Here is a 21,308-nt window from a genome sequence, read left to right as displayed (position 1 = left end):
GGTCAGGGCGATGTTCCCCGTGCCGGTCGCCTGCAGGGTCTCGATTTCCTGCCCGGCCGCCAGCGTGTAGGTGACACTGGTCGAGACCGTGTCGTTGCCTTCGCCCGCCGCCTCGATCACCGTGTCGCCGGCATCGTCGACGACATAGCTGTCGTCGCCCACACCGCCCGACATCGTATCCGCGCCGCCGCGGCCGTCGATCAGATCGTCGCCGCCGAGGCCGGCCAGCGTATCCGCCGCGGCGCCGCCGAACAGGATGTCGGCGCCCGCCGAACCTTCCACGTCGTGCACCACCGACAGGGCTGCCGTCGGCTCGAAATCGACACCCGCGGCATAGGGATCGGTGGTGTCGATGTTGGTGATCGTATTGTCGTGGATGGCGATCGAGTCCGGGGTCACGTCGTCATAGACCGCGAGGCCGATATCGACATGGGAAATCGTGTTGCCCGAGATTTCGCCGCCGCTGTTGGGCGTGCCCGTCTCGAAGACATAGATGCCCACCACCTTGGCGTCGGCGGTCGCGTCGTTGGTGCCGGTGATCGTGTTGCCCGTGACCGACAGGTTCTCGTTGCCATAAAGCAGCATTTCGCCGGAATAGATGACCTGCGGGCCGGCATAGCCGATCTTCTCGATCGTGTTTCCGGTGATCGAGCCGGTCGAGTTCAGGACCTGGATGCCGTTCTGGGCGTTGACGGTCTGCGCGCCGCCACCCGTGATCGTGACGCCGGAGATATCGAGATTGGCCTTTGAGATGACCGTCGCGTTCTTCTGGAAGTCGCTGATCGAGCCGCCGGTCATGGTGAAGTCGCGCAGCGTGTCGTTGTCGACCTGCAGGCCAACGCCGCGCTGGTTGCCCGAGACGACGGGGAGGCCGTCGGCGGTGGTGCCGCCCGGATAGGGATCGCGCGCGCCCGAGATGTCGACGTCGGTCAGGGTGCCGTCGGCATTGCGGAACACGACGCCAATGTAATTGCCGGCGCCCGCCACCAGGTTGGCCTTGCCGAGACCGTCGACGTCGACATTCTCGATGGTGATGCCCGACGAGTTCTCCACCGTCACGATGCCGTAGAGCGCGCGGCTGGTGGAGGAGGTCGCGGTCTCCACGAGGGAGTCGGGCGCCACGATCTTGACGTCGCCTTCGCCGATCAGGGTCAGATTGGTCTTGCCGTCGATCTCGACCTGCTCGGCATAGGTGCCGTCGCGGATGACGATGATGTCGCCGTCCCTGGCTGCTTCGACCGCGCCCTGAATGGTGCTGAAGGCACCTTCCCCACCATCGTCGTCGACGAAGATGTAGCGCTGGCCGTTGAAGTTGTAGGCCTCGACGCCGTTCAGGGTGTCGGTGCCCTCGCCCGGGGTCACGATGGTCGTCGCGAGCGGCCCGAAGGTGATGGACACATCGGCGTAATCAGCGGCATAGACCGCCTCGTCCGTGCCGGCGTCGCCCTGCAGCGTGTCGTTGCCGGCACCACCCGAGAGACTGTCGTCGCCGCCACCGCCAGCCAGCGTGTTGTCGCCGGAATTGCCCAGGATCACGTTGGCCGAGCCGTTGCCGGTCACATCGACGTCGGCGCCTTCGCCCGGGGCATAGTCCGCCAGGGTCACCGTGGTGACGGTCACCGGGCTGCCGTCCGACAGTGCGTCGGCCAGCACCAGGTCGAGGTCGGCCGAATCCTCGACCGCCAGCACCGAGACGTCGTCGACGGCGATGGTCTGCACCGAATGACCGGCGCCGCTGCCCACCACGATGGTATCGCCACTCTCGATCGTCGCCTGCTGGTCGCCGAAGAAGGCGTCGGGCGTATCGACCAGCGCGAGGTTCAGCGTGTCGATGGTGTTGGCGATATAGCCCGCGAAGAACGGGCCCGAGCCATGGTCGCGGTCGACCAGCTTCCAGCCGCCGCTGGTGCCGTCGATGACATAGGCATAGGTCGCGTCCTGGAAGCCTTCGGCGATGGCGGCGACTTCGGCCAGGCTGGGGAAGTAGCTCGCCTCCTTCTCCCTCATGCGGAACAGGAACGGCACGTCGTTGCTGGCGACCGTGTTGTTCTCGATGGTCGGGACCTGGGTCGGCAGAAGCTGCCAGCCGATGCCCGGTTCCTCGCCCCGGACCGAGATCGCGTCCCAGCGGCCGTCGCCGGTCAGCTCGTCGTACATGCCCTCGAACAGGTTGTTGCTGATCACCTGGGTGGCGCCGATGCCCGCGCCGGCGGTGCCGGTGCCGCTGGCGACATAGATCCCCTCGTTCAGCACGTTGCCGTCGATCAGATAGGTGTTGATCGGCGCGCCGCCGAAGTCGATGTAGATCGCCCCGGCGTTGGACAGGCTGGTGTCGGCCCTGATGGTGTCGATGAAGGAGTGGCTGACGGTGACGTCGTCGGCCCAGATCTCCAGCAGCTTGTTGTCGGTCGCGGCGCCCGATTGCAGGTGCAGGCCTTCGAGCACGGTGCCCGAGCCGCCGACGTCGATCCAATGGTTGGCGCCGAAGTTGTTCTGCGCGCCGGAAATGATCGTGGGGCCGTCGGTCTTGGCCGTCGCGCCGTCGGTGATATAGGAGCCGTCGGCCAGCACGCCCTGGATCGTCAGGTCGGCGGTATTGATGTAGAGGCCGGCAGTGCCGTGGACCGTGAGACTGGTTTCGCTGTAGATGCCGGGCGCGACCAGGACGGTCTCGCCACCGGCGGCCGCGGTGACCGCCTTCTGGACGGACTGGAAGCCGCCGACATCGACGCCGGTCTTGTCGACGAGCAGGAAGACATCGCTGCCGACCGTCACCCGCTCGATGCCGGTCAGGCTTTCGGTCACGCCGTCGATGGTGACCGTCCAGGCGCCGGTGCCCGCGTCGCGCGCGATCACCGCCCCCGCGGCATAAGTCGCCGTGTCGACGCCCGCGCCACCGATCAGCGTATCCTCGCCGGCGCCGCCGTCGAGGATGTCGTCGCCGCCGCCACCCGAAAGCGTATCGTCGCCGTCACCGCCCGACAGGGTTTCCGCGGTCCCGTTGCCGGTGATCGAATCGTCGAGATTGGCGCCGGTGAAGCTGGTCGCGACGCCCATATTGTACACGTCGGCCCTGAGGTCGAGCGTGGTGGTCTGGGTGGTGCTGGCGCCGTTGTTATCGGTCACCGTGACCGTGACGGTGCGGTCTTCGGGATTGAACTCGAAGCTGGTGTCGGCGTTGCCGTAGGTGATTTCCTTCAGGAAGGCCGAGAAGACGCTGGGGGTCAGGCCTTCGCCCGGCGCCGTTTCGAGAACGATCGAGAAGCTGGTCGCCGTGCCGGTCGTCGTGATGGTGATGCCGAGCGCATCGGCGAGGGAGGCGAAGGCGGGGTTGAGGGTCAGCGCCTCGCCCAAATCGAGGTTGCTGTCGGCGGCGCCGGAAGCGACGCTCAGGCTCACTTCGAGGCGCTCGATGGGGCCATCGTCGGTGATCGAGGTGTTGGTTGCCACGGCCGGCGTGCCGGTGATCGCGGCGGCGCTATCGCCCGAGGTGACGACGGCGGCGAAATCGGCGGAAGCCGCGTTGGCGGTGTCGAGATCGACCACCGGCTGTTCATTGCCGTTGGTCAGGTCGATCGTGGTCGTCGCCGTGTTGCCGATCACGCCGAGGCCGTCGGTCGCCTTGACCGTGATGATGCGGTCGCCGTAGTCGGCGCCCGCGCCGATCTCGCTGTTGTGGTAGCGGACTTCCTGCAGGAGCTCGGTATAGTCCGCCTCGCTCGCGGTGCCGCTGATCGTCAGTTCGAAGGTGGCGGCGTTATAGCTGACCGTCAGCCCCTTCGAGGCGGCGTAGCTCGTGCCGAAGGCCGTCAGGGCCAGACTTTCGCTGGCGCTCGTGCCGTTGGTGATGTCGATCGTCAGCGACTGGACCGCGGCCGCCGGCCCCGCGACATTGGGGTCGTTGACCAAGGCATCGCCCGCGGCGATCGCGACATTGGCGCCGGCGCCCGTGGTCAGGGTTTCGACATAGTCGAAGAGGGCGGGGGCGCCGTTCAGGTCGACGGTCGGCCCGAGGTTGGCCGCCGCCGCGATGATCGGGGAAATCGTGTTGGCGATATAGAGATCGACCGTGCCGCCGAGCTGATAATGCCGGAAGGTGGTCGTGCTCGAGACCGACAGGTTGGTGGCGAGACCGAGGTCGATCCAGCCGCTGTCTCCGATGCTCACTTCGTCGTCCGCGGCGCCGATGACGTAGAGGGCGTTGCCGCTCCCCGCGAGACTCGTGATCGCCGCGGCATCGAGCAACAGGGTCGCGGCCGTGCTGCTCGACAGGTTGATGACCTGGACCGACGACACTTTGGCGAGCAGCGACGGTTCCGTGAAATCGAGGACGAGGCCATCGGTCATCGGGCGCAGGACGTTGTAGATGTCGCCGCCGCCGTCGATCGAGGCGAAGGCGGCATCCTTGATACGCACTTCGTCGCTCAGCGCGCCGCCGACGAAGGTGTCGGCGCCGCCGTTGCTCTCGAACACCACGCGCGCGTCGGTCTCGGCCGAGGCGTCGACGTGGTCGGCCGCGCCGGTGCCGCCGACGACGAGGCGAGAGGTGGCGATCCCGTCGGCCAGTTCGATGGTGCCGCCCTTGCGCAGGTCGACGCGCGAGAATTGCGAGACCCCGGCGAAGGCCGCGGCATCGACCACCGCGGCCGAGGCGAACACCAGCGTGTTGGCGCCCGCGCCGCCGGTCAGCGTGTCGGCTGCGGTGACCGTGGCGCCGCTGCCCGAGACGATGACGGTGTCATTGCCGCTGCCGCCGATGACCGTGTCGGCGCCGGCGCCGATCTGGACCCGCATGTTGGCGCTGGCGCCGCTGCCGTCGATCGTGCTGCTGCCGCCGCCGTCCTTGATCAGCGGATTGCCGGCGAGCAGGGCGTCGGTCACGGTCAGGCTCAGGCCATCGCCGCTCAGATAGATCGTCTCGATGCTGGTGGCCGCCGCGAGCGCCGTCGTGTCCACGGCGCCGTCGCCGCGCAGCTCGATCGTGTCGTTGCCGCCCTGGCCGTCGATCGTGTCGGCGACGGTCAATTCGCCCGCCGTGTTGTCGAAGATGAAGGTGTCGTTCTTCTGACCGCCGATCAGCGTGTCGTCGCCGCCCCGGGTCGAGAAGGAGATCGCGGCGCCGGTTTCCGCCGCGGCATTCACGGTCTCGTTGAAGGCCGAGCCGGTGACGGTCAGCTTGCTCGACGTGGCCTGACCGTTGCCCAGGGTGATGTCGCCGCCTTCGGTCAGGGAGATCAGCTCGATGCCGCTGATGCCGGCGATGTCGCTGGCGGTCAGGGTGATGCCGTTCTCGATGCTGAGCCGGTCATTGCCGAGGCCGCCGGAGAAGGTGTCTCCCTGCACGTCGGCGGCGCTGCCGACGACCAGGACTTCGTTCGCGCTGCCGCCCAGATAGGTGTCGATCCCGGCGCCGAGGCGCACGGAGATGCGCCGGTCGATGTTGACGCCAGTCGCGTCGAAGTAATCGCTGCCCGCGCCGCTATCCACCGAGAAGGTCGATGACCCGGGCGTGCCCGCGACGAGTGCCGAGGTCAGCTTGACGTGCGCGCCGTCGGTGGCCTTGACCTGAATACGCTCGACCCCGGAGACATGGGCGAAAGCGTCATCGGCGAAGATGCCCCCTTCGGTGACGATGATGCGATCGGTGCTGTCGCCACCGGTGATCGTATCGGCCGAAGTCAACGTTGCAGGCGTTGCCTCGAACACATTGCTCTCGCCATTCGGGCCGACTGCCGTGTCGGTACCGTTCGTCAGCTTAATCGTCGCCATGATGCCCCACCGAGAAAATCGCAAAAAATCGCGGTATCACGGGCCCATCATGACCTATCGGTGCATGGATTGGCCCGGAACCGCCCCCGATGGATAGACAAACAGACGGATGTATCGCCCATCAAGGGCGGATTGATCCATTTTAGGTTCTGTTGACAAAGGATGGAAGCCATAGCTTCGCGGCGGCAAGGTGGAGGAAGCCGAGGAATGATTTGGCGGTCTTGTCGTATCGCGTGGCAATCCGGCGGAACTGCTTCAGCCGGTTGAACATGCGCTTCGCGTGGCAATCCGGCGGAACTGCTTCAGCCGGTTGAACATGCGCTCGATGCGGTTTCGGTCCCTGTAGCGGCGAAAGTCGCAGGCGATCGTTTCTATCCGGTTCGAGCGGGGCGGGATGACCGGCAGGATACCCTGAAGAAGCAGAACCTGACGGACGGCGTCACCGTCGTAACCCTTGTCCGCCAGTAGTGCGCAAGGCTTGCTCACGGGCAGGGTCATCAGGGGCTCGACACCGAGATAATCTGAGACCTCGCCACCTGTCAGAGCAAAGCCGAGAGGGCGCCCCTGACCGTCCGCGCGGACGTGGATTTTGCTCGTAAAGCCGCCGCGGCTTCGACCAAAACCTTCCTTATGAGTCCCCCTTTTGCGCCAGCGGCCTGACTGTGGCCCCGGACCGTGGTGCTGTCGATCATGTGTTGCCAGTCGTCGGTCAGGCCCAGATCGACCAACGTCTCCAGCAAGGCATCCCATACGCCTTGCTCGGCCCAGCGGCGGAAACGGACGTAGACCGAGTTCCATTTGCCATAACGTTCATGCATGTCGCGCCACGGGCAGCCGACCCGCAACACATAGAGCATACCGTTGAGGAAGCGCCGATTGTCTTGAGCCGGCCGCGACCAACGCCCTCGCTCGGGCGGCAGCAAGCCCCCGATGATCGCCCATTCCTCGTCCGTCAGGTCGCCACGCATGACACTGGTCTCCGCAAAGACCAGTGTTGAATCACGCCTCAGCTCGCCTGGGAATCCCTTTTGTCAACAGCGCCTAGACGGAAACAATTCGGCAATTTCGAGTTTTATGAGAGAGCTATTGATGATGAAAAATAAAAATACTTCGCCTCTATTGTCATGATATTTCATGACAATGGCGAAGTTGATGAATTTTTGTGTTCAGACCCTGCGTGTGATGTGTTTTTATGACAACTTGACCAGTTCAAGGCACGGTTGCCCCACCGCCCCCTGGCGGAGAAAGGGTATCCGCCTCGCAACCGGTCGGCGCATCACCCGGGCGGGTGATGGGGGGAGAATATTCCGGCCGATTTGAGGGGATGTGTTCCCGTATCGCAGATTTTCCGGCGCGCGGACGGCATGACGAATGCGGTCAGGCGCGGGCAAATGCCTTTTTGAGGTCGCTGGCGACGGTATCCCGGGGGGCGACCGGGCGAAGGGGGCACCGGTTCGGACCGGTGAGCGATTTCGAGGCCTTGAGCTTGATCTGTGCCGGCGATTACCGGCGCGGATGATAATGCCGCCGCCGTTCATGTCGGCGGTTGTACCTTCGTGTGCCCGGTTGGTCCCGCGTTGATCGCCCGAGGATCCGGGTGGTAACCTCCGGGTTCTTGAGCCTGCCGAAGCCTTCGCCTGAAAGGTCGCGCCCTCTGCAAGGATGGTGCGGACGACCCGGCGAAGCGGCACCTTGCAGGCGCCGGGCTTCGACCTGACGATCGGATGCGGACGATGAAAGCTGATCTTGCCGGGGGGGACGATGACGAGATGTTCGATCTCGCGCCGGTTTCCCTGTGGCTCGAGGATTTTGGTGGGGTTCGATCGCTGTTCGAGGTCTGGCGCGCCGATGGCGTGACCGATCTGCCGGTCTTCCTGCGGTCGGACCCTGCGCGGATACGGGCCTGCGCCGAGAGTATCCGGGTGCTGAAGGTCAATGCGCGCACGCTGCAGCTGTTCGGGGCCGCCGATCTTCCCGAACTCGTCGGCAATCTCGACCGGGTCTTTCGTGACGACATGCTGGATTGTCATGTCGCCGAACTGACGGCGCTGTGGGAAGGGAAGACGGCGTTCTTCAGCAACTCGGTCAATTACAGTCTCGCGGGGCGCCGGATCGACATCCAGATGACCGGCCGTGTGCTGCCCGGGGCCGAGCGCAGTCTCGACCGGGTGCTGATCGCGATCGAGGATGTGACCGAGCGCGAGGACGCGCGGCGCGATCAGGCGGCGAGCGAGAATTATGCCCGAGGTCTGTTCGAGCATTCGCCGGTCTCGCTCTGGGTCGAGGATTTCAGCTCGATCAGGAAGCTCCTCGATCAGCTGCGCGAGCGGGGGATCGAGGATTTCCGGGTCTTCACCGACGTGCATCCGGAATTCGTCCAGCGCTGCATGAGCGAAATCCGCGTGCTCGACGTCAACCGGCAGACACTCGACATGTTCCAGGCGCCGGACAGGCCGACCCTGCTGCGCCGCCTCGGCGAGGTGTTTCGCGACGACATGGCGCGCTCCTTCCGCGAGCAGCTGGTCGATCTCTGGCACGGCAAGCTGTTCCAGCAGCGCGAGGTGGTGAACTACGCCCTGAACGGCAACGCGGTCCATGTCCTGATGCAGTTCTCGGTCCTGCCCGGGCATGAGGCCGACTGGTCGCTGGTCCAGGTGGCGCTGACCGACATCACCGCGCGCAAGAAGGCGGAGACCTATCTCGAATATCTCGGCACGCACGATGTGCTGACCAAGCTGCACAACCGCTCGTTCTATGTCGACGAACTGAACCGGATCGAACGCAGTTCGCTGCGGCCGATCACGATCATCGTCGCCGATCTCAACGGTCTCAAGGCCGCCAACGACCAGTGGGGCCATGCGGTGGGCGACGCCCTGTTGCGCCGCGCCGGCGAAATCCTGGGCAAGGCGGTCGAGAAGCCGTCCTGCGCCGCCCGCATCGGCGGCGACGAATTCGTCGTGCTGATGCCGGGGGTCGATGCCGCGGGGGGCAAGCTCCTGATGGAGGAAATCCATCGCATGGCCGAATTGAACAACCAGTTCTACCCGGGAATGCACCTCAGCCTGTCGATGGGGGCGGCAACAGGCGCGGCGGGCGAGCGGCTGGAAGACGTGGTGCGCCGCGCGGATCTCGCCATGTATGCGGCCAAGCGCGATTTCTACGCTGATCGCGCTGGTGTGTCCGGGTGATGCCGCCCGATCGGGAATTTCCTTTCCCGTAACATCCTCATTGCGATTTATCGGGAATGCTGCTCCACAATGGGCGCATTGTGCATTTTTTTGCTCTTTAAAGTGGTTGTCCGCGAAGGGGTGAAATAGAGTCGGGTCCGGGAGACGGTTCGGCAGCCGTGGCGCGCCTTGCCGGAGCGACGGAAACGGGGCGATGCAGAACCATGATTTGCTGGACCTCATTTACGAGGCGGCGCTCGACGCGGACGTCTGGTCGAAGATCCTGAACAGGCTTTCGGCCGAAGCCGGCGTGATCGGCGCGACCTTGTTCACGGTCGGGGGCGAGCGGACGACCGCCCTGAACACGCCGGGCCTCGACCGGAGCATGGAGGATTTCATCGTCGGCGGCTGGGATGCGCTCAATCCCTTGCCGGACCGTATCCGGGCGAAGGGCATCCCGGGGTTCACGACCGACCGCGATGTCATTCAGCCCCATGAATTCGAGTCGAATGAATTCCTGCGTGGATTCCGCCGGCCCTGGGGGCTGCTGGGTTTCGCCGGGATGGCGATGCAGGATCGCGAGGGCCGCGCGCTCGCCCTCAGCATCGAAACCGCGGAATCCTTCAGTCCGGAAGCCGCCGCCCGCCTGCAGCTCCTGGTGCCCCATCTCAAGCGGTCGGCCGGCCTGTCGATGAGGTTGCAATATACCCGTCTCGAACAGACCATCGACGTCCTAGACCAGATTGGCTGTCCCGCCGCCGCGGTCTCCGCGTCAGGTAAATGCGTCGCCGCCAATACCCGGTTCGAGGGGTTGCCGCCCGGCATGGTGGGTAATCGCTTCGGTCAGCTGGTCTTTGCCGATGCCGCCACCCATCGCGGTTTTCAGGAGGCCCTGGCGGCCATCCGGGGCCGGCGTTTCGCCGATATCCGGCCGATCCCCTGTCGCGGCGCGACAATGGCGCCCGCGATCGTCTATTGTATGCCGCTGCTGGGCAATGCCCGCGACCTCTTTGTTTCGGCGGTTGCCCTCGTCATCGTCCGCTCAGGACAGGTCACCCGGACGGTGGCGGCCGCGGTGCTCGCGTCGATGTTCGGCTTGACCGCGGCCGAAGCCAGAATCGCGACGATCGCCGCCACCGGCGCCACGGTGGAGGAGATCGTGGCCCGGGCCGGCACCTCGCGCGAGACCGTTCGCAGCCAGATGAAGGCGATCTATGCCAAGACCGAGACTGCGGGGCGGACGGAACTGGTGCTGCTGTTGCAGCGGCTGCATCTGGGCCCCTGATCTCAGCGGGGGCCGATGTAACGGATGACAAGGCAGGTGATGTCGTCCGACTGTTCGGCCCCGGCGACGAAATGGCCGACCGCGGCGGTAACACCTTCGATCACGAGGTCGACCGCCCGCGCCTCCGTCCCGGCCAGGGTCTCGCGCAGGCGGGCTTCGCCGAATTCCCGGCCTTCACCGTCCATCGCTTCCGATATCCCGTCGGTATAGAGGAACAGCGTGTCACCCGGATCGAGGCGGAGGCGCTTCTCGGCATAGGGCATGTCGGGCATCACGCCAAGCGCCATGCCCGAGGTGCGCGGCAGGTCCGCCACCGTGCCGTCCGCCCGCCGGATGACCAGCGGCGGATTATGGCCGCCATTGGCATAGGCGAGGTCGCCCGTCTCGGTATCCAGAATGCCGTAGAAGGTGGTGACGAAGAGGTCCATCGGATTCTGCGCGCACAAAAGCGTGTTGGCCGCGGCGAGGCAGGCCCCGGCCGAGCGGCTTTCCCGCGCGCTCGACTGCAGCACGGTACGCGAGATCGCCATGAAGAAGGCGGCCGGCACGCCCTTGCCCGAGACGTCGGCGATGACGATGCCGAGGTGGCGCTCGTCGATGGCGAAGAAATCGTAGAAATCGCCGCCCAGCTCCCTGGCCGGCACCATGGTCGCCTTGCCGGCATAGGAGGGGTGGGCAGGCAGGGCCTGGGGCAGGATCGCCGCCTGCAAGGAACGCGCGGCGTCCAGCTCCGCCTCGACCCGGCGTTTCGAGGCTTCGAGCAAGGCGTTTTTCTGTTCGAGTTCGAGCGTCCTCGCGCGGACGAGGGCTTCGAGGTGTTCCTCGCGCGCCTGAACCTCGATCGCCATGTGCTGGAACACCCGGGCGAGGGTGCCCAGTTCGTCGCCTTGCCGGGCGAGGCGGTCGAGACTGGCGGGATCGAAACTGCGGCCGTCGATTTCGCGCGCCGCCCTCGTCATGGCGGCGACGGGCCTGGCGATGCGGCCGGCGAAAACCGAGGCGGCGGCGACCCCGATGGCGAAGACGAGGCCGGCGGCGCCCGCGCCATAGAGCAGGTAATCGGCCAGCATCCGGTCGAGCCGCGCGGTCGAGAGCGCGATCACCGTGGCGCCGATGGTGATGCCGGCGGTATCGCGGATGGGCGCGGCGACCAGCAGGTGATCGGGCCGCAAGGCAGAGGCGGGCGCGGTCCCGGCGATGGTCGCCACGGCGATGTCCTTCACCTCGGCCGGCGGCAGCGCGGTGCCGACCTCCGCCAGCAGGCCTTGCGTGTCGTCGAACACCCGGATCGACTGGATTTCATCGCGGTCGAGCAGGGCGGCGAGCAGCACGGGCAGGCTGTTGGCCGCGCGCACCGGGGCGAGCACGGTGACCGGCTGGCCGGCGATCAGCGCCCGCCCCCCCGCGACCCGGACGCCGACATATTGAATGCCGTCGAGGGGCCCGCCCAAGGCGAGGCTGAAGCGCCGGCCGCTGGTCAGGGCGGCGAGGGCTTCGGCGGGCAGGGCGGGGGGCAGGGTCTCGCCCTCGATCACCGCGCCGTAATCGCCGATGGAATGGGCGAGGACGCGAAGATCGCCGTCGACCAGCCAGATCGACGCGAGATTGCCCCGGGCGACGATTTCGGCGAGCCGCGTGCCGATGTCGCTGCCTTCCGACTCATTCGTGTTGGCGATGGCGAAGGCGAGGGTGGCGAGATCGTCGAGGAGGACATTGCGCATCTCCTCGAGCGAGATTTCGGTGAGCCGCGCGCTTTCGGCGACGATGCGCGCGACGGCCTGGGCCTGCCCTTCCGCCTGGGCGATCAGGGCCTGCCGGCCGAGCACGCCGAAGACGAGGCTGATGGCGAGAATGGCGAGGGCGATGCAGGCCGCCACCATCAGGACAAGGCGCCGGGTCAGGGTCACGGCGCGATCCCGTCGCCGCTGGCGCCCGGCCGCAGCATGACGAGACGGACATGGTTCCGCTCGCCGATGCGGTGGTAATAGGCGCGGTCGACCATGCGCCCGACGAGATGGATGCCGAGGCCGCCGATCTGCCTGTCCTCCAGCGCCGCGTCGAGGTCGGGCGGCGGTGCCTCGCGGAACGGGTCGAAGGCGGTGCCCGCGTCGCTGAGTTCCACGGTCACGCAGCGCGGATCGACCAGGATGCCGACGCCGATGGGCTGGTCGCCGCAGCCGCCGTGGACGACGGCATTGGTCACCAGTTCCTCGACCGCCATGGTCAGCTTGAAGGTAGCGGCGGGGGGCAGGACGTCTTCCGCCGCGGCTTCGATCGCGGTCTGGATGGTCGCGATGGCGGCGAGGTCGGCGGCGACCTCGAAGCGCTTTTCCAGAATGATGTCGGCGGCCATGGGCAATTCCCCGTCCGGCAGGATGATCAGATTGAGTTCGGCGAAACCGTCCCGGTCGGCCAGGGGCGCCCGGCGCCCGGCCTGCGAGCCGGCGCGGCGCCCGAGGCGGGCGCGGATCAGGCTCATCAGCCGGGCCAGCGGCCAGCAGAAGCCGAGGAACCACAGCATGGCATAGAGATAGACCCAGAGCGTCGCCGAAAGCTCACCCACGGCGGCGATCACCGTATTGGCGCGCTGGACGATCTCGGGCACGCCGATCACCGAGGCGGTGGAGGACGCCATGACGATGATCAGGAAATAGGTCGTCCAGGCCGGAATGAAATAGAGCGCCTCCACCCGCTCGCCCCGCTGGTGGTGGCGCAGCGCGGAGAGCGCATTGTCCGAGACGAAACCGGCGACCGCGACCGACAGGGCGAGGGACGCCTTCAGCCAGCCGGGCAGGCCAAGGCTGTAACCGGAAACGACCACCTCGGTCGGCAGGACATAGGCGAGATAGTAGATCAGCACGAAGGTGGGCGGCAGGCGTGCCACCGCGGTCAGCCCGGCCCCGACGCGCGAGCCCGACAGGCGCAGGCGGGCGAGACCGAAGCCCAGCGGCGTACCGATCGCCATGGACACCAGGGAAATCAGGATGTTCCACAGGAAGCCGAGGGCGAGATAGGGCGTCCAGGTCGCGAGGAGGGAGAGGATGTCGCCCGCGCTCATCGCCGCAGCACCTTCCGCTCGAACAGATTGAAGCCCTGCACCACGACGAGCACGAGCACGACATAGCAGCCGAGCAGGATGTTCATCATCACCCCGCCGTTGCCGTAATCGGTGATGATCGCGGTGCTGGCATGGACGAGTTCCGGCACGGCGATCGCGCTCGCCATCGCCGTCGCCTTCACGATGTTGATGCAGCTGCCCATGACGGCGGGATAGGCCAGCGCCGCGATGCGGCGCCGCCGGTCGCCGCCCGGCGCGATGGACGCCGCGGCCTCGCCCAGCGCCACCGCATTGGCCGCCCCGGCATAGAGCGAGAGCACGATCACCGCGGCGGTGAGGGCGCCCAGACTGAACCCTTGCGCCGCCAGCAATCCGCCAAGGCCGAAGAAGACGAGATAGAGCTGCAACAGCGGCGGCGTCATGCGCAGCACCGTCAGCAGTCCGCCGAAGACCGGCCCGATCAGGGGCAGGCGGAGGGCAGCGGCGCCGCAGATGCCGGCGATCAGGCTGCCGGCGACGACGAGCAGGGCAAGGAGGGCGGTGGTCGCCAGCGCGCCGAGGAACAGGTCGCGGCTGTAGGGATCGTAGAAGGGCGTCAGGTCGATGCCGAGATCGTCACGCAAGGACAGGATGGCGGCGCCGATGCCGCGCAGATCCTGCGCCTCGATCAAATTGAGGTCGCGGCATTCGGCCGGCCAGGGCGCCTCGCCCTCGCGCCGGCAGCGCCATTGCCCGTCCTTGTCCTTCGCGGACCACAGGCGGCCGGCATCCCGCAGATAGGCGGAAGGGGGCAGGCGCCACTTCGTCTCCAGCGCCAGCAGATGGCCATCGCGCAGCCAGCCGGCCACGGTCTCGTCGAACAGGCGGGCCAGCGGGCCTTCGCCCGCGACCGCGATCGCCCAGGGCGCGACGAAATCGGCGGGCAGCAGGCGGTAACCCGGCCAGTCGCCGCTGGCCAGCCGGTGCTGCAGGGCGGCCTCGTCGTAGAGCCAGCCGGCGCAGGCGCGGTCGCGGAGGGCAAGTTCGGCGTCGCGCGGGTTGCCGAAGGCACGGATGTCGGCCAGCAGGCGGGCGGCGGCGAGGCGGTTCCACAGCGCCCCCTGCACAGCGCAGAGGGGGACGCCGCGAAGCGAGGCCCAGTCGCGGATCGGACTGTCGCCGGGCAGCAGCACGCTGGCGCCGCCGCCGTAGTAACCGGGCTCGATCATGCGGACGAGGCGGCGGCGGTCGATGGTATCGCCCAGGGTGGCGACCACCACGTCGACTTCGCCCGCCGCCAGTTTCTGCAACCGGTTGGCGCTGGTGACCGCGACCAGCCGCACCGGCACGCCGATGACGGCGGCAAGGTCGGCCGCGACGTCGGCGTCAAAACCGATGATGTCGCCCGTGGGCCCGCGATAGCCAAAAGGCTCGTAATCCGCCTTCACCCCGGCGATCAGCTCGCCCCGGGCGCGGATTTCCGTCAGCGTGTCGGCCCGCGCCGGCGGCGCGGCGAGGCCGAACACGACGGGTAGCCAGAGAAGAAGGGCCGGAAGAAGGCGAGACAAGGCGGGGTTCCGGAAACGGCTTGGGACTGGCGAAAAGGATCGCTGTAATTTATCAACAAATATCCCCCAAATTGGCAGCAATTTCCGTCGGGCGGTAGGGAAGGTTTCAGCGTGATCAGACCCTTGGGCATAGCCCTCCTCGCCATCCTCGGCCTGACCGGTCAGGCCCGGGCCGATGTCCTGGCGCGTATCGGCGAAAGCGGCGTCATCCATGCCGGCACGCGGGCCGATGCCGTCCCCTTCGCCTATGCCGGCGACGATGGCCGTCTGGTGGGCTTTTCCGTCGACCTGATCGAGGAAATCCGCGCGGCGGCCGAAGCGCGGCTGGGCCGGCCGGTGTGGGTCGATCTGTCGGTCGTCACCCCGGCCGACCGCCTGCAGCGGGTGGCGGGCGGCGAACTTGACATCGTGTGCGAAATCACCACCCCGACCTGGGAGCGGGAAAAGATCGTCGATTTCTCGGTCCCGTTCTTTCGCGACGGCACCCGCGTCCTTGCCTTCCGCGACACGCTGCGCACGGTGCCCGAGGTGAAGGACATGCTGGTTGGCATCGCCGAAGGCACGACGACCGGCGACATCCTCGAACAGACGCTGCCCGGCATCCGCACGAAATCCTACCCGACCATGGACGCGGCCTTCGGCGCGCTGACAAGGGGCGAGGTGCAGGGGGTCGCCAATATCGGCATCATCCTGCTCGGCCTGTCGCGCAAGCTGGAGCCGGGGCGCAGCGTCGTCCTGCTGCCCCGGACCGAGCCGCTGGGCAACGAGGCCATGGCCTGCGTGCTGCCGCAGGACGACAGCGCCTGGCGCGATTTCGTCAACGCGACCATCATCGGCCTGACCAAGGGGCTCGCCGACTACCGCGGCCGTTACATGGACATCCACGACAAGTGGTTCGGCCGCGACGGCGTGATGGTCTATCCGCTCGACCGCTCGACCCGGGATTATCTGCTTCAGTCCGATATCTGGGCGCGTTGAGCGGGGCCGAAGCGGACGACGAGGAAGAAGATGCCGCAGGCCGCCGCCGCGAAATAGGCGAGCCCGTGCGTGAAATTCTCCATGGCGAAGCCGGCGAGCAGCGGCCCCGTCAGCGCGCCCACGCCCCAGACCAGCCCCATGGTCGCGTAGATGCCGACCAGTTCCGCGCCCTTGAAGCGGCTGCCGACGATGGTCAGCATCATCGTGTAGATGCCGACGAAAGTGCCGCCCCAGACGAACAGCAGGGCATAGGTCGCGATCTCGCTGGCAAGGGCGAAGGGCCACGCGAGGGCGCCGAGCATGGACAGGAAGGCGAGGGCGGCGGTGAACTTCGTCCGGTCCAGCTTGTCGCCCAGCCAGCCGATGGGCAGTTGCAGGATGATGGCGCCGATCATCATGCAGGACATCAGGCGGGTGGCGTTATCCTCCGCCCAGCCCAGCGAGACCGCATAGAGTGCGAGGAAGGACAGGCCCGCGACCTCGATCGCGGCATTGAGCACGGTCGCGGAAATGGCGACCGGCGCCAGACGGATGAAATGCAGCGGATTGCCGACGGAAGGTTCGTCGAACACGGGCGCGCTCACCTTCGGCGAGGCGACAAGGCCGGCGGCCGCGACGGCGATCAGGGCGCCGACGGCATAGGGCGCGAAACCGCCGCTGCCGATCACCGACAGGATCACGGGGCCGACGGCGAAGCCGATGGAAATCGCGGCGGTATAGCCCGCCATCCAGCGCGCCCGGCTTTCCTCGGTGCTCAGGCTGTTGGTCCAGGTCTCGGACAGGACGAACAGGATTTCCGACGAGGCGCCGAGCACGATGCGCAAGGGGAACCACAGCCAGACGAAGGGCAGGGCCGGAAAGCTCATCAACACGAGGGCGGCCAGCAGCAGCGCCCCGATGACGAGGCGGCGCGCCCCGAAACGGGCGACGATGCGCGGCAGGACGAGGGCGGTGACGAGAACACCGACCGCATGCATGGCGACATTGGCGCCGATCAGCGTCTCGCTCAGGCCCCGCGCGGCGAGATCGAGGGCGATCAGTGCCGTGCTTAAGGAGTAGGTCAGGCCGAACATCATCGCCGTCGCGATGACGGCGACGCGGGAATAGAGGTTCATTGCGGCAGGGCCTTGCGGGTATGCGATGAACGGAACAGCAGCGCCCGCAGCCGGTCGCCCCACGAAATATCGCGCCGGTCGACCACGCGTGACAGGGCGCGGGCGTAATCGAGCACGAGACCCGGCGTCCAGGTGCCGGAAATGGCGTGGCTGCGCACCCAGGAAGCGGCCCACAGATCGGGGTTCAGCAGCAGTTTCACGAGGCCCAGCCAGGGCCGCCGGCAGGCCAGCGTCGCTTCCAGCGCGGCGTCGAGGGCGGCGGCGACCACGGTCGAGCAGTTGCGGGCGGTCAGATTATAGGTGCTGTCCTGCCGGTAGCCGATCCAGAAGGCACGCAGGCGCCGGGGGCTGTAGCGGCGGATGACGACATGGGCGTCCGCCTCGCACCAGTCGGCGCATTCGGCGGCATAGGACGGCTGGAAACTGCCCTCCATGTTGTTGTGCGCGCCGGCGTGCAGCACGGCAGCCCCGGCCGAGGCCTTGAGGTCGATCGACGGGTAATGGCTGATGTAGACGTCCGGCGCGACCTCGAGGGCGGAATGCCCTGTCGAGACTTCGCCGTTGGCATCCACCGCGGCGATGTAGCGGTCGATCAGCAAGAGCCGCTCCGGCTTCTCGGCCGAGCCGATGGGGGTCCAGATATGGATGGTCATCGGCGGCTGATCGGGCGCAGGCGGCGGCTCCTCGCCCACCAGAACGGGCGCGTGCTCGTACCAGCCGCGCCCGGCGAAGATCGGCAGGTTCAGGATCGCCGCCTCGTCCTCGAGGGTGCGCAGCATCAGGCCAAGCTGGATCATCAGCCAGGCGGTCAGGCCCAGCAGCAGACCGACGCCGAGCGGGATCACCTCGGCCCGGGGCAGGGGCCAGCCGGCGACGACGGCGATGGCGAAGAGGATTTCCAGCACCCCGCAGCCGACGGCGATGGTCCAGCCGGCGAAGCGGACCAGAAAGGCCGTCGCCGCCCGCGTCAGCCCGTCGAGGGTGAAGGCGGCGCCGAACAGCAGCGCCAGCGCCAGCGGGCTCCACAGCGCGGGCAGGAGGAGGAGCGCGCCCAGCAGCAGGAACCCCCCGGCCTTGACCATGTCGAGCAACCGGCGCGAGGAAAAGCCGGCCTCGGCGATGGCCATCAGGGCCAGCAGGCCGTGGCCAAGGAAGAGCAGGCCCAGCACGATTTGCGCCGGCCCGAGCAGGCCCGACGACAGGTCGAGGAACGGCAACAGCGCCACAAGGAGGGCGAGCAGGCCGCCCGCGATCACGATGACGAACCACCGCGAACGGAAGGCCTGCGGACCGATCAGAACAAAGGCAAGTTGCAACATGAAGGCGCCGTGGGTTTATTTTTACCCAAATTGGCGCATTCTGCCTCGGTCTGCCAGTGCTTTCGCGGGAGTGGCCGCCGGTTCAGGCGATCTTGTGCAGCCAGCCGAAGCTGTCGGGCACGTCGCCGCGCTGGATGCCGACCAGCTTGCGTTTCAGCGCCAGCGAGACTTCGCCGGCATTGCCGTCGCCGATCACGATGGGCCCGTCCGTGGTCTTCAGCTTGCCGATGGGCGAGATGACGGCGGCGGTGCCGCAGGCGAAGGCTTCGCGCAACCGGCCCGAGGCGACATCGGCCTTCAGCTGGTCGAAGGCATAGGGCTCCTCGCGCACCACCCGGCCTTCCTCGCGGGCGAGGCGGATCAGGGAATCGCGGGTGATGCCGGGCAGGATGGTGCCGCCGATGGGCGGCGTCTGCAGGCTGCCGTCCTCGAACACGAGGAAGATGTTCATGCCGCCCAATTCCTCGATCCAGCGGTGTTCGGCGGAATCGAGGAACAGCACCTGGTCGCAGCCCTCGGCGCTGGCAACGGCCTGGGCGGTCAGGCTGGCGGCATAGTTGCCGCCGCATTTGGCGGCGCCGGTGCCACCCTTGGCGGCGCGGGTGTAATCTTCGGACACCCAGACCGTGATGGTCGACTTGCCGCCGCTGAAATAGGGGCCGACGGCGCTGGCGATGACGACATAGAGATATTCGGCCGCCGGACGCACGCCGAGGAAAGGCTCGGTCGCGATCATGAAGGGGCGGAGATAAAGGCTGCCCTCGCCGTCCGGGATCCAGGCCCGGTCGATCGACGTCAGCGCCTCGACCGACTCGATGAACAGATTGTCGGGCAGGGCCGGCATGGCCAGCCGCTCGGCCGAGAGGGCGAAGCGGCGCGCGTTCATGTCCGGACGGAACAGGGTGATCTCGCCCGACGAGGTGCGATAGGCCTTCAGGCCCTCGAAGATTTCCTGGGCGTAATGCAGCACGGCCGCCGCCGGGCTGAGCGACAGGGGGCCGCGCGGCCCGATGGTCATCTCATGCCAGCCGCGATCCGCCGTCCAGGTGATGGTGACCATGTGGTCGGAGAAGGCGCGACCGAAACCCGGGTTGCGTATCAGTTCGATGCGCTCGGGATCGGGCATCGGGCTCGGGTGGGCGACTTTGCGGAAACCCTGCGACCCATGATTTGTCATCTGCGATGGTCCTCGATGTCTTCGGCACGGCGAACCCCGCCAGATCCGCCGTCATCGCCTCTGGATAGGACTACGCCGCGGCGGCTGCAAGTGCAGAAGTCTTGACGGGGCGCCGGACCGGGTCAGACCGCGCGGATCGCCCCGAGGAAATCCTCGATCTCGCCCTGCAGCCGGCGCGCCATGTCGGCGAGGGCCGCCGCCGACTGGGTCATGGTCCCCGCGGCGGTCGAGGTTTCCTCGGCCGCCGCCGAAACATCGGCGATATGGCCGGTGATGTTCCGGTTGCCGGCCGCCACCTGTTCGACATTGTGGCCGATTTCCCCGGTCGCGGCGGTCTGTTCCTCGACCGCGCTGGAAATCGAGGCGGCGGCATCGCGCAACTGCTCGCTGGCGCCGGTGATGCGGCCGATGCCGGCGACCGCATTGTCGGTCAGGGCCTTCATGTCCTCGGCCTGGGCGCCGATGCGCACCGTGGCCTCCGCCGTCTGGCGCGCGAGGGTCTTCACCTCGGCGGCGACGACGGCGAAGCCCTTGCCGGCCTCGCCCGCGCGGGCCGCCTCGATCGTCGCGTTGAGGGCGAGAAGATTGGTCTGGCTGGCGATCTGCTGGATCATCTTGACGACGCCGTCGATCGACTGGGCCGCCGCCGCCAGCTCGTTCATGTTGCGGGCGGCCGACTCGGCCTCGCCCGCGACATTGCCGGAAAGGTCGGAGGTCAGGTGGACCTGTCGGCTGATCTCGCTGATCGAGGCGGCCAGTTCGTTGGTGGCGGCGGCGACGGCCTCGCTGCCGGCCGCGGTCTCTTCCGCCGCGGCGGCGACGGCGGCGGCGCGCGACTGGGTCGAGGTCGCGATGTCGGCGACGCCCCCGGCGGTGCCGGTCATGCGCGAGGCGGCGGCGGCCATGGTCGAGACAACTTCGCCGACGCTCGCCTCGAAGTCGCCGGCAAGGCGCAGGCGCTGGGCCTTCGCTTCGTCCTGCATCGTCTTCATGCGGTTGCGCGTCTCGTTCATGGTGCGCGCGCCCAGCCGGAAGGCGCCGGTCATGCCGGTTTCGAGGAAGGGCCGGTAGTAATGGCCCTGGGCCGCCTGTTCGAGGCAGGCGACGCTTTCGCGGATGAAGACGTCGGTCAGGTCGAAGGCGCGGTTCAGGTGATTGAGGAAGGGCACGGCGTCGCCCAGATGCTCGATCAATGTCACCCGCGCCTCGAAATCGCCCCCGGCGATGCGGCGGCAGGCTTCGCTCGCCTTGTCCATGGCTTCGCGCAGGCGGGCATTGTCGGCTTCGAGGCGGGCGATGGTCTCGTCGCGGGCGTCGGCCTGCGCGGCGGTCTCGCGGCGGCGATGGAAATTAAAGAGAGAAGATGAATTCGCCATAGCTCACCCCCAGGCGGGACAGATGCTGCTCGATCGCGCCAAGGCCGGCGGCGAGGCCGTCCTTCGGGCTGGCCTCTGCCTGTTCGAGCTTGCGGATGGTGTCGTAGAGCGGGGCGACGGCGGCCACCGCCTGGCGCTCGGGCGTGCGGCGGTTGGAGTGGTAGCCCACCACCTTGCCCGTGGCATCGCGGCTCGGCGTGACATGGGCCAGCACCCAGTAATAGTCGCCGGACTTCGCCATGTTCTTCACATAGGCGAAGATTTCGCGGCCGGCCTGCACCTCCTGCCAGAGCAGGGCGAAGACGGCGCGCGGCATGTCGGGGTGGCGGATCAGGTTGTGGGGCTGGCCCAGAACTTCCGTTTCCCGATAGCCGGCGATGCCCAGGAAGACGTCATTGGCATAGGTGATGATGCCCTTGAGGTCCGTCTTGCTGACGATGACGTCGTCGGCAGCGAAAAAGATTTCACGGTCGGTCGGCCGTATGGTCGGGCGCGACATGGTCTCTCCATACCCATA

General features: G+C 67.2%; 12 protein-coding genes and 1 pseudogene. 3 read left to right on the top strand and 10 right to left on the bottom strand.

What is annotated here, in order from left to right; all coding sequences use genetic code 11:
* Window positions 1-5,769: pectinesterase family protein (locus DKG74_RS19835; RefSeq protein ID WP_133251640.1), on the bottom strand; the 5,769-nt coding region annotated here is incomplete at its 3' end.
* Between the two features lie 255 nt (window positions 5,770-6,024).
* Window positions 6,025-6,737, bottom strand: a pseudogene (locus DKG74_RS22360) (IS5 family transposase).
* Window positions 6,738-7,502: 765 nt separating this feature from the next.
* Here DKG74_RS22360 and DKG74_RS19825 point away from each other — a divergent pair.
* Both DKG74_RS19825 and DKG74_RS19820 read left to right on the top strand, forming a co-directional pair.
* Window positions 7,503-8,957, top strand: a complete 1,455-nt coding sequence (locus DKG74_RS19825) for a sensor domain-containing diguanylate cyclase (protein WP_109907923.1) — start codon at window positions 7,503-7,505, stop codon at window positions 8,955-8,957.
* 193 nt (window positions 8,958-9,150) lie between these two features.
* Window positions 9,151-10,221 carry a helix-turn-helix transcriptional regulator gene (locus DKG74_RS19820; RefSeq protein WP_109907917.1) on the top strand — a complete coding sequence of 357 codons (1,071 nt, stop codon included), beginning with the start codon at window positions 9,151-9,153 and terminating at the stop codon, window positions 10,219-10,221.
* 2 nt (window positions 10,222-10,223) lie between these two features.
* On the opposite strand, the gene DKG74_RS19815 is transcribed toward DKG74_RS19820, so the two are convergent.
* The 3 genes from DKG74_RS19815 to DKG74_RS19805 are packed head-to-tail and all read right to left on the bottom strand — an operon-like array spanning window position 10,224 to window position 14,826.
* Window positions 10,224-12,128 carry a PP2C family protein-serine/threonine phosphatase gene (locus DKG74_RS19815; protein WP_109907916.1) on the bottom strand — a complete coding sequence of 635 codons (1,905 nt, stop codon included), beginning with the start codon at window positions 12,126-12,128 and terminating at the stop codon, window positions 10,224-10,226.
* The gene (locus DKG74_RS19810; RefSeq protein ID WP_109907915.1) at window positions 12,125-13,279 is read right to left on the bottom strand and encodes an ATP-binding protein; all 1,155 of its coding nucleotides are present in this window, start codon (window positions 13,277-13,279) and stop codon (window positions 12,125-12,127) included. Before DKG74_RS19810 ends, DKG74_RS19815 begins: the two co-directional genes overlap by 4 nt.
* Window positions 13,276-14,826 (bottom strand): transporter substrate-binding domain-containing protein, encoded by a 1,551-nt coding sequence (locus DKG74_RS19805; protein ID WP_165837772.1) that lies wholly within the window; start codon window positions 14,824-14,826, stop codon window positions 13,276-13,278. The genes DKG74_RS19810 and DKG74_RS19805 overlap by 4 nt, the downstream gene beginning before the upstream one ends.
* A gap of 111 nt (window positions 14,827-14,937) precedes the next feature.
* On the opposite strand from DKG74_RS19805, the gene DKG74_RS21525 reads away from it, so the two are divergent.
* On the top strand, window positions 14,938-15,804 hold the full coding sequence (locus DKG74_RS21525) for a transporter substrate-binding domain-containing protein (RefSeq protein ID WP_165837771.1): 867 nt from the start codon (window positions 14,938-14,940) through the stop codon (window positions 15,802-15,804).
* Here the strand turns inward: DKG74_RS21525 and DKG74_RS19800 are convergent.
* The 5 genes from DKG74_RS19800 to DKG74_RS19780 form a co-directional block, all read right to left on the bottom strand.
* A complete protein-coding gene (locus DKG74_RS19800; RefSeq protein ID WP_109907913.1) occupies window positions 15,780-16,919 on the bottom strand; it encodes an MFS transporter in 1,140 nt (379 codons plus the stop codon). The genes DKG74_RS21525 and DKG74_RS19800 overlap by 25 nt on opposite strands.
* On the bottom strand, window positions 16,916-18,238 hold the full coding sequence (locus tag DKG74_RS19795; RefSeq protein WP_109907912.1) for a protease: 1,323 nt from the start codon (window positions 18,236-18,238) through the stop codon (window positions 16,916-16,918). The genes DKG74_RS19800 and DKG74_RS19795 overlap by 4 nt, the downstream gene beginning before the upstream one ends.
* Before the next feature lie 82 nt (window positions 18,239-18,320).
* Entirely contained in the window at window positions 18,321-19,415 is a 1,095-nt protein-coding gene (locus DKG74_RS19790; RefSeq protein WP_109907911.1) for a branched-chain amino acid aminotransferase, read from the bottom strand.
* Window positions 19,416-19,537: 122 nt separating this feature from the next.
* Window positions 19,538-20,791 (bottom strand): methyl-accepting chemotaxis protein, encoded by a 1,254-nt coding sequence (locus tag DKG74_RS19785; protein ID WP_109907910.1) that lies wholly within the window; start codon window positions 20,789-20,791, stop codon window positions 19,538-19,540.
* The gene (locus DKG74_RS19780) at window positions 20,766-21,290 is read right to left on the bottom strand and encodes a PAS domain-containing protein (RefSeq protein ID WP_109907909.1); all 525 of its coding nucleotides are present in this window, start codon (window positions 21,288-21,290) and stop codon (window positions 20,766-20,768) included. The genes DKG74_RS19785 and DKG74_RS19780 overlap by 26 nt, the downstream gene beginning before the upstream one ends.
* Between the last annotated feature and the right edge of the window lie 18 nt (window positions 21,291-21,308).

Origin of the sequence: Zavarzinia aquatilis (genome assembly GCF_003173035.1) — a bacterium.
Taxonomy (GTDB): Bacteria; Pseudomonadota; Alphaproteobacteria; order Zavarziniales; family Zavarziniaceae; genus Zavarzinia; species Zavarzinia aquatilis.
This window is presented reverse-complemented; position numbering and strand designations above follow the sequence as displayed.

Excerpts from the sequence above, each read along its gene's own strand:
- DKG74_RS19825 (WP_109907923.1), top strand. The coding sequence starts at position 7,503 with ATGAAAGCTGATCTTGCCGGGGGGGACGATGACGAGATGTTCGATCTC.
- DKG74_RS19820 (WP_109907917.1), top strand. The coding sequence starts at position 9,151 with ATGCAGAACCATGATTTGCTGGACCTCATTTACGAGGCGGCGCTCGAC.
- DKG74_RS19810 (WP_109907915.1), bottom strand. The coding sequence starts at position 13,279 with ATGAGCGCGGGCGACATCCTCTCCCTCCTCGCGACCTGGACGCCCTAT.
- DKG74_RS19800 (WP_109907913.1), bottom strand. The coding sequence starts at position 16,919 with ATGAACCTCTATTCCCGCGTCGCCGTCATCGCGACGGCGATGATGTTC.
- DKG74_RS19795 (WP_109907912.1), bottom strand. The coding sequence starts at position 18,238 with ATGTTGCAACTTGCCTTTGTTCTGATCGGTCCGCAGGCCTTCCGTTCG.
- DKG74_RS19790 (WP_109907911.1), bottom strand. The coding sequence starts at position 19,415 with ATGACAAATCATGGGTCGCAGGGTTTCCGCAAAGTCGCCCACCCGAGC.
- DKG74_RS19785 (WP_109907910.1), bottom strand. The coding sequence starts at position 20,791 with ATGGCGAATTCATCTTCTCTCTTTAATTTCCATCGCCGCCGCGAGACC.
- DKG74_RS19780 (WP_109907909.1), bottom strand. The coding sequence starts at position 21,290 with ATGTCGCGCCCGACCATACGGCCGACCGACCGTGAAATCTTTTTCGCT.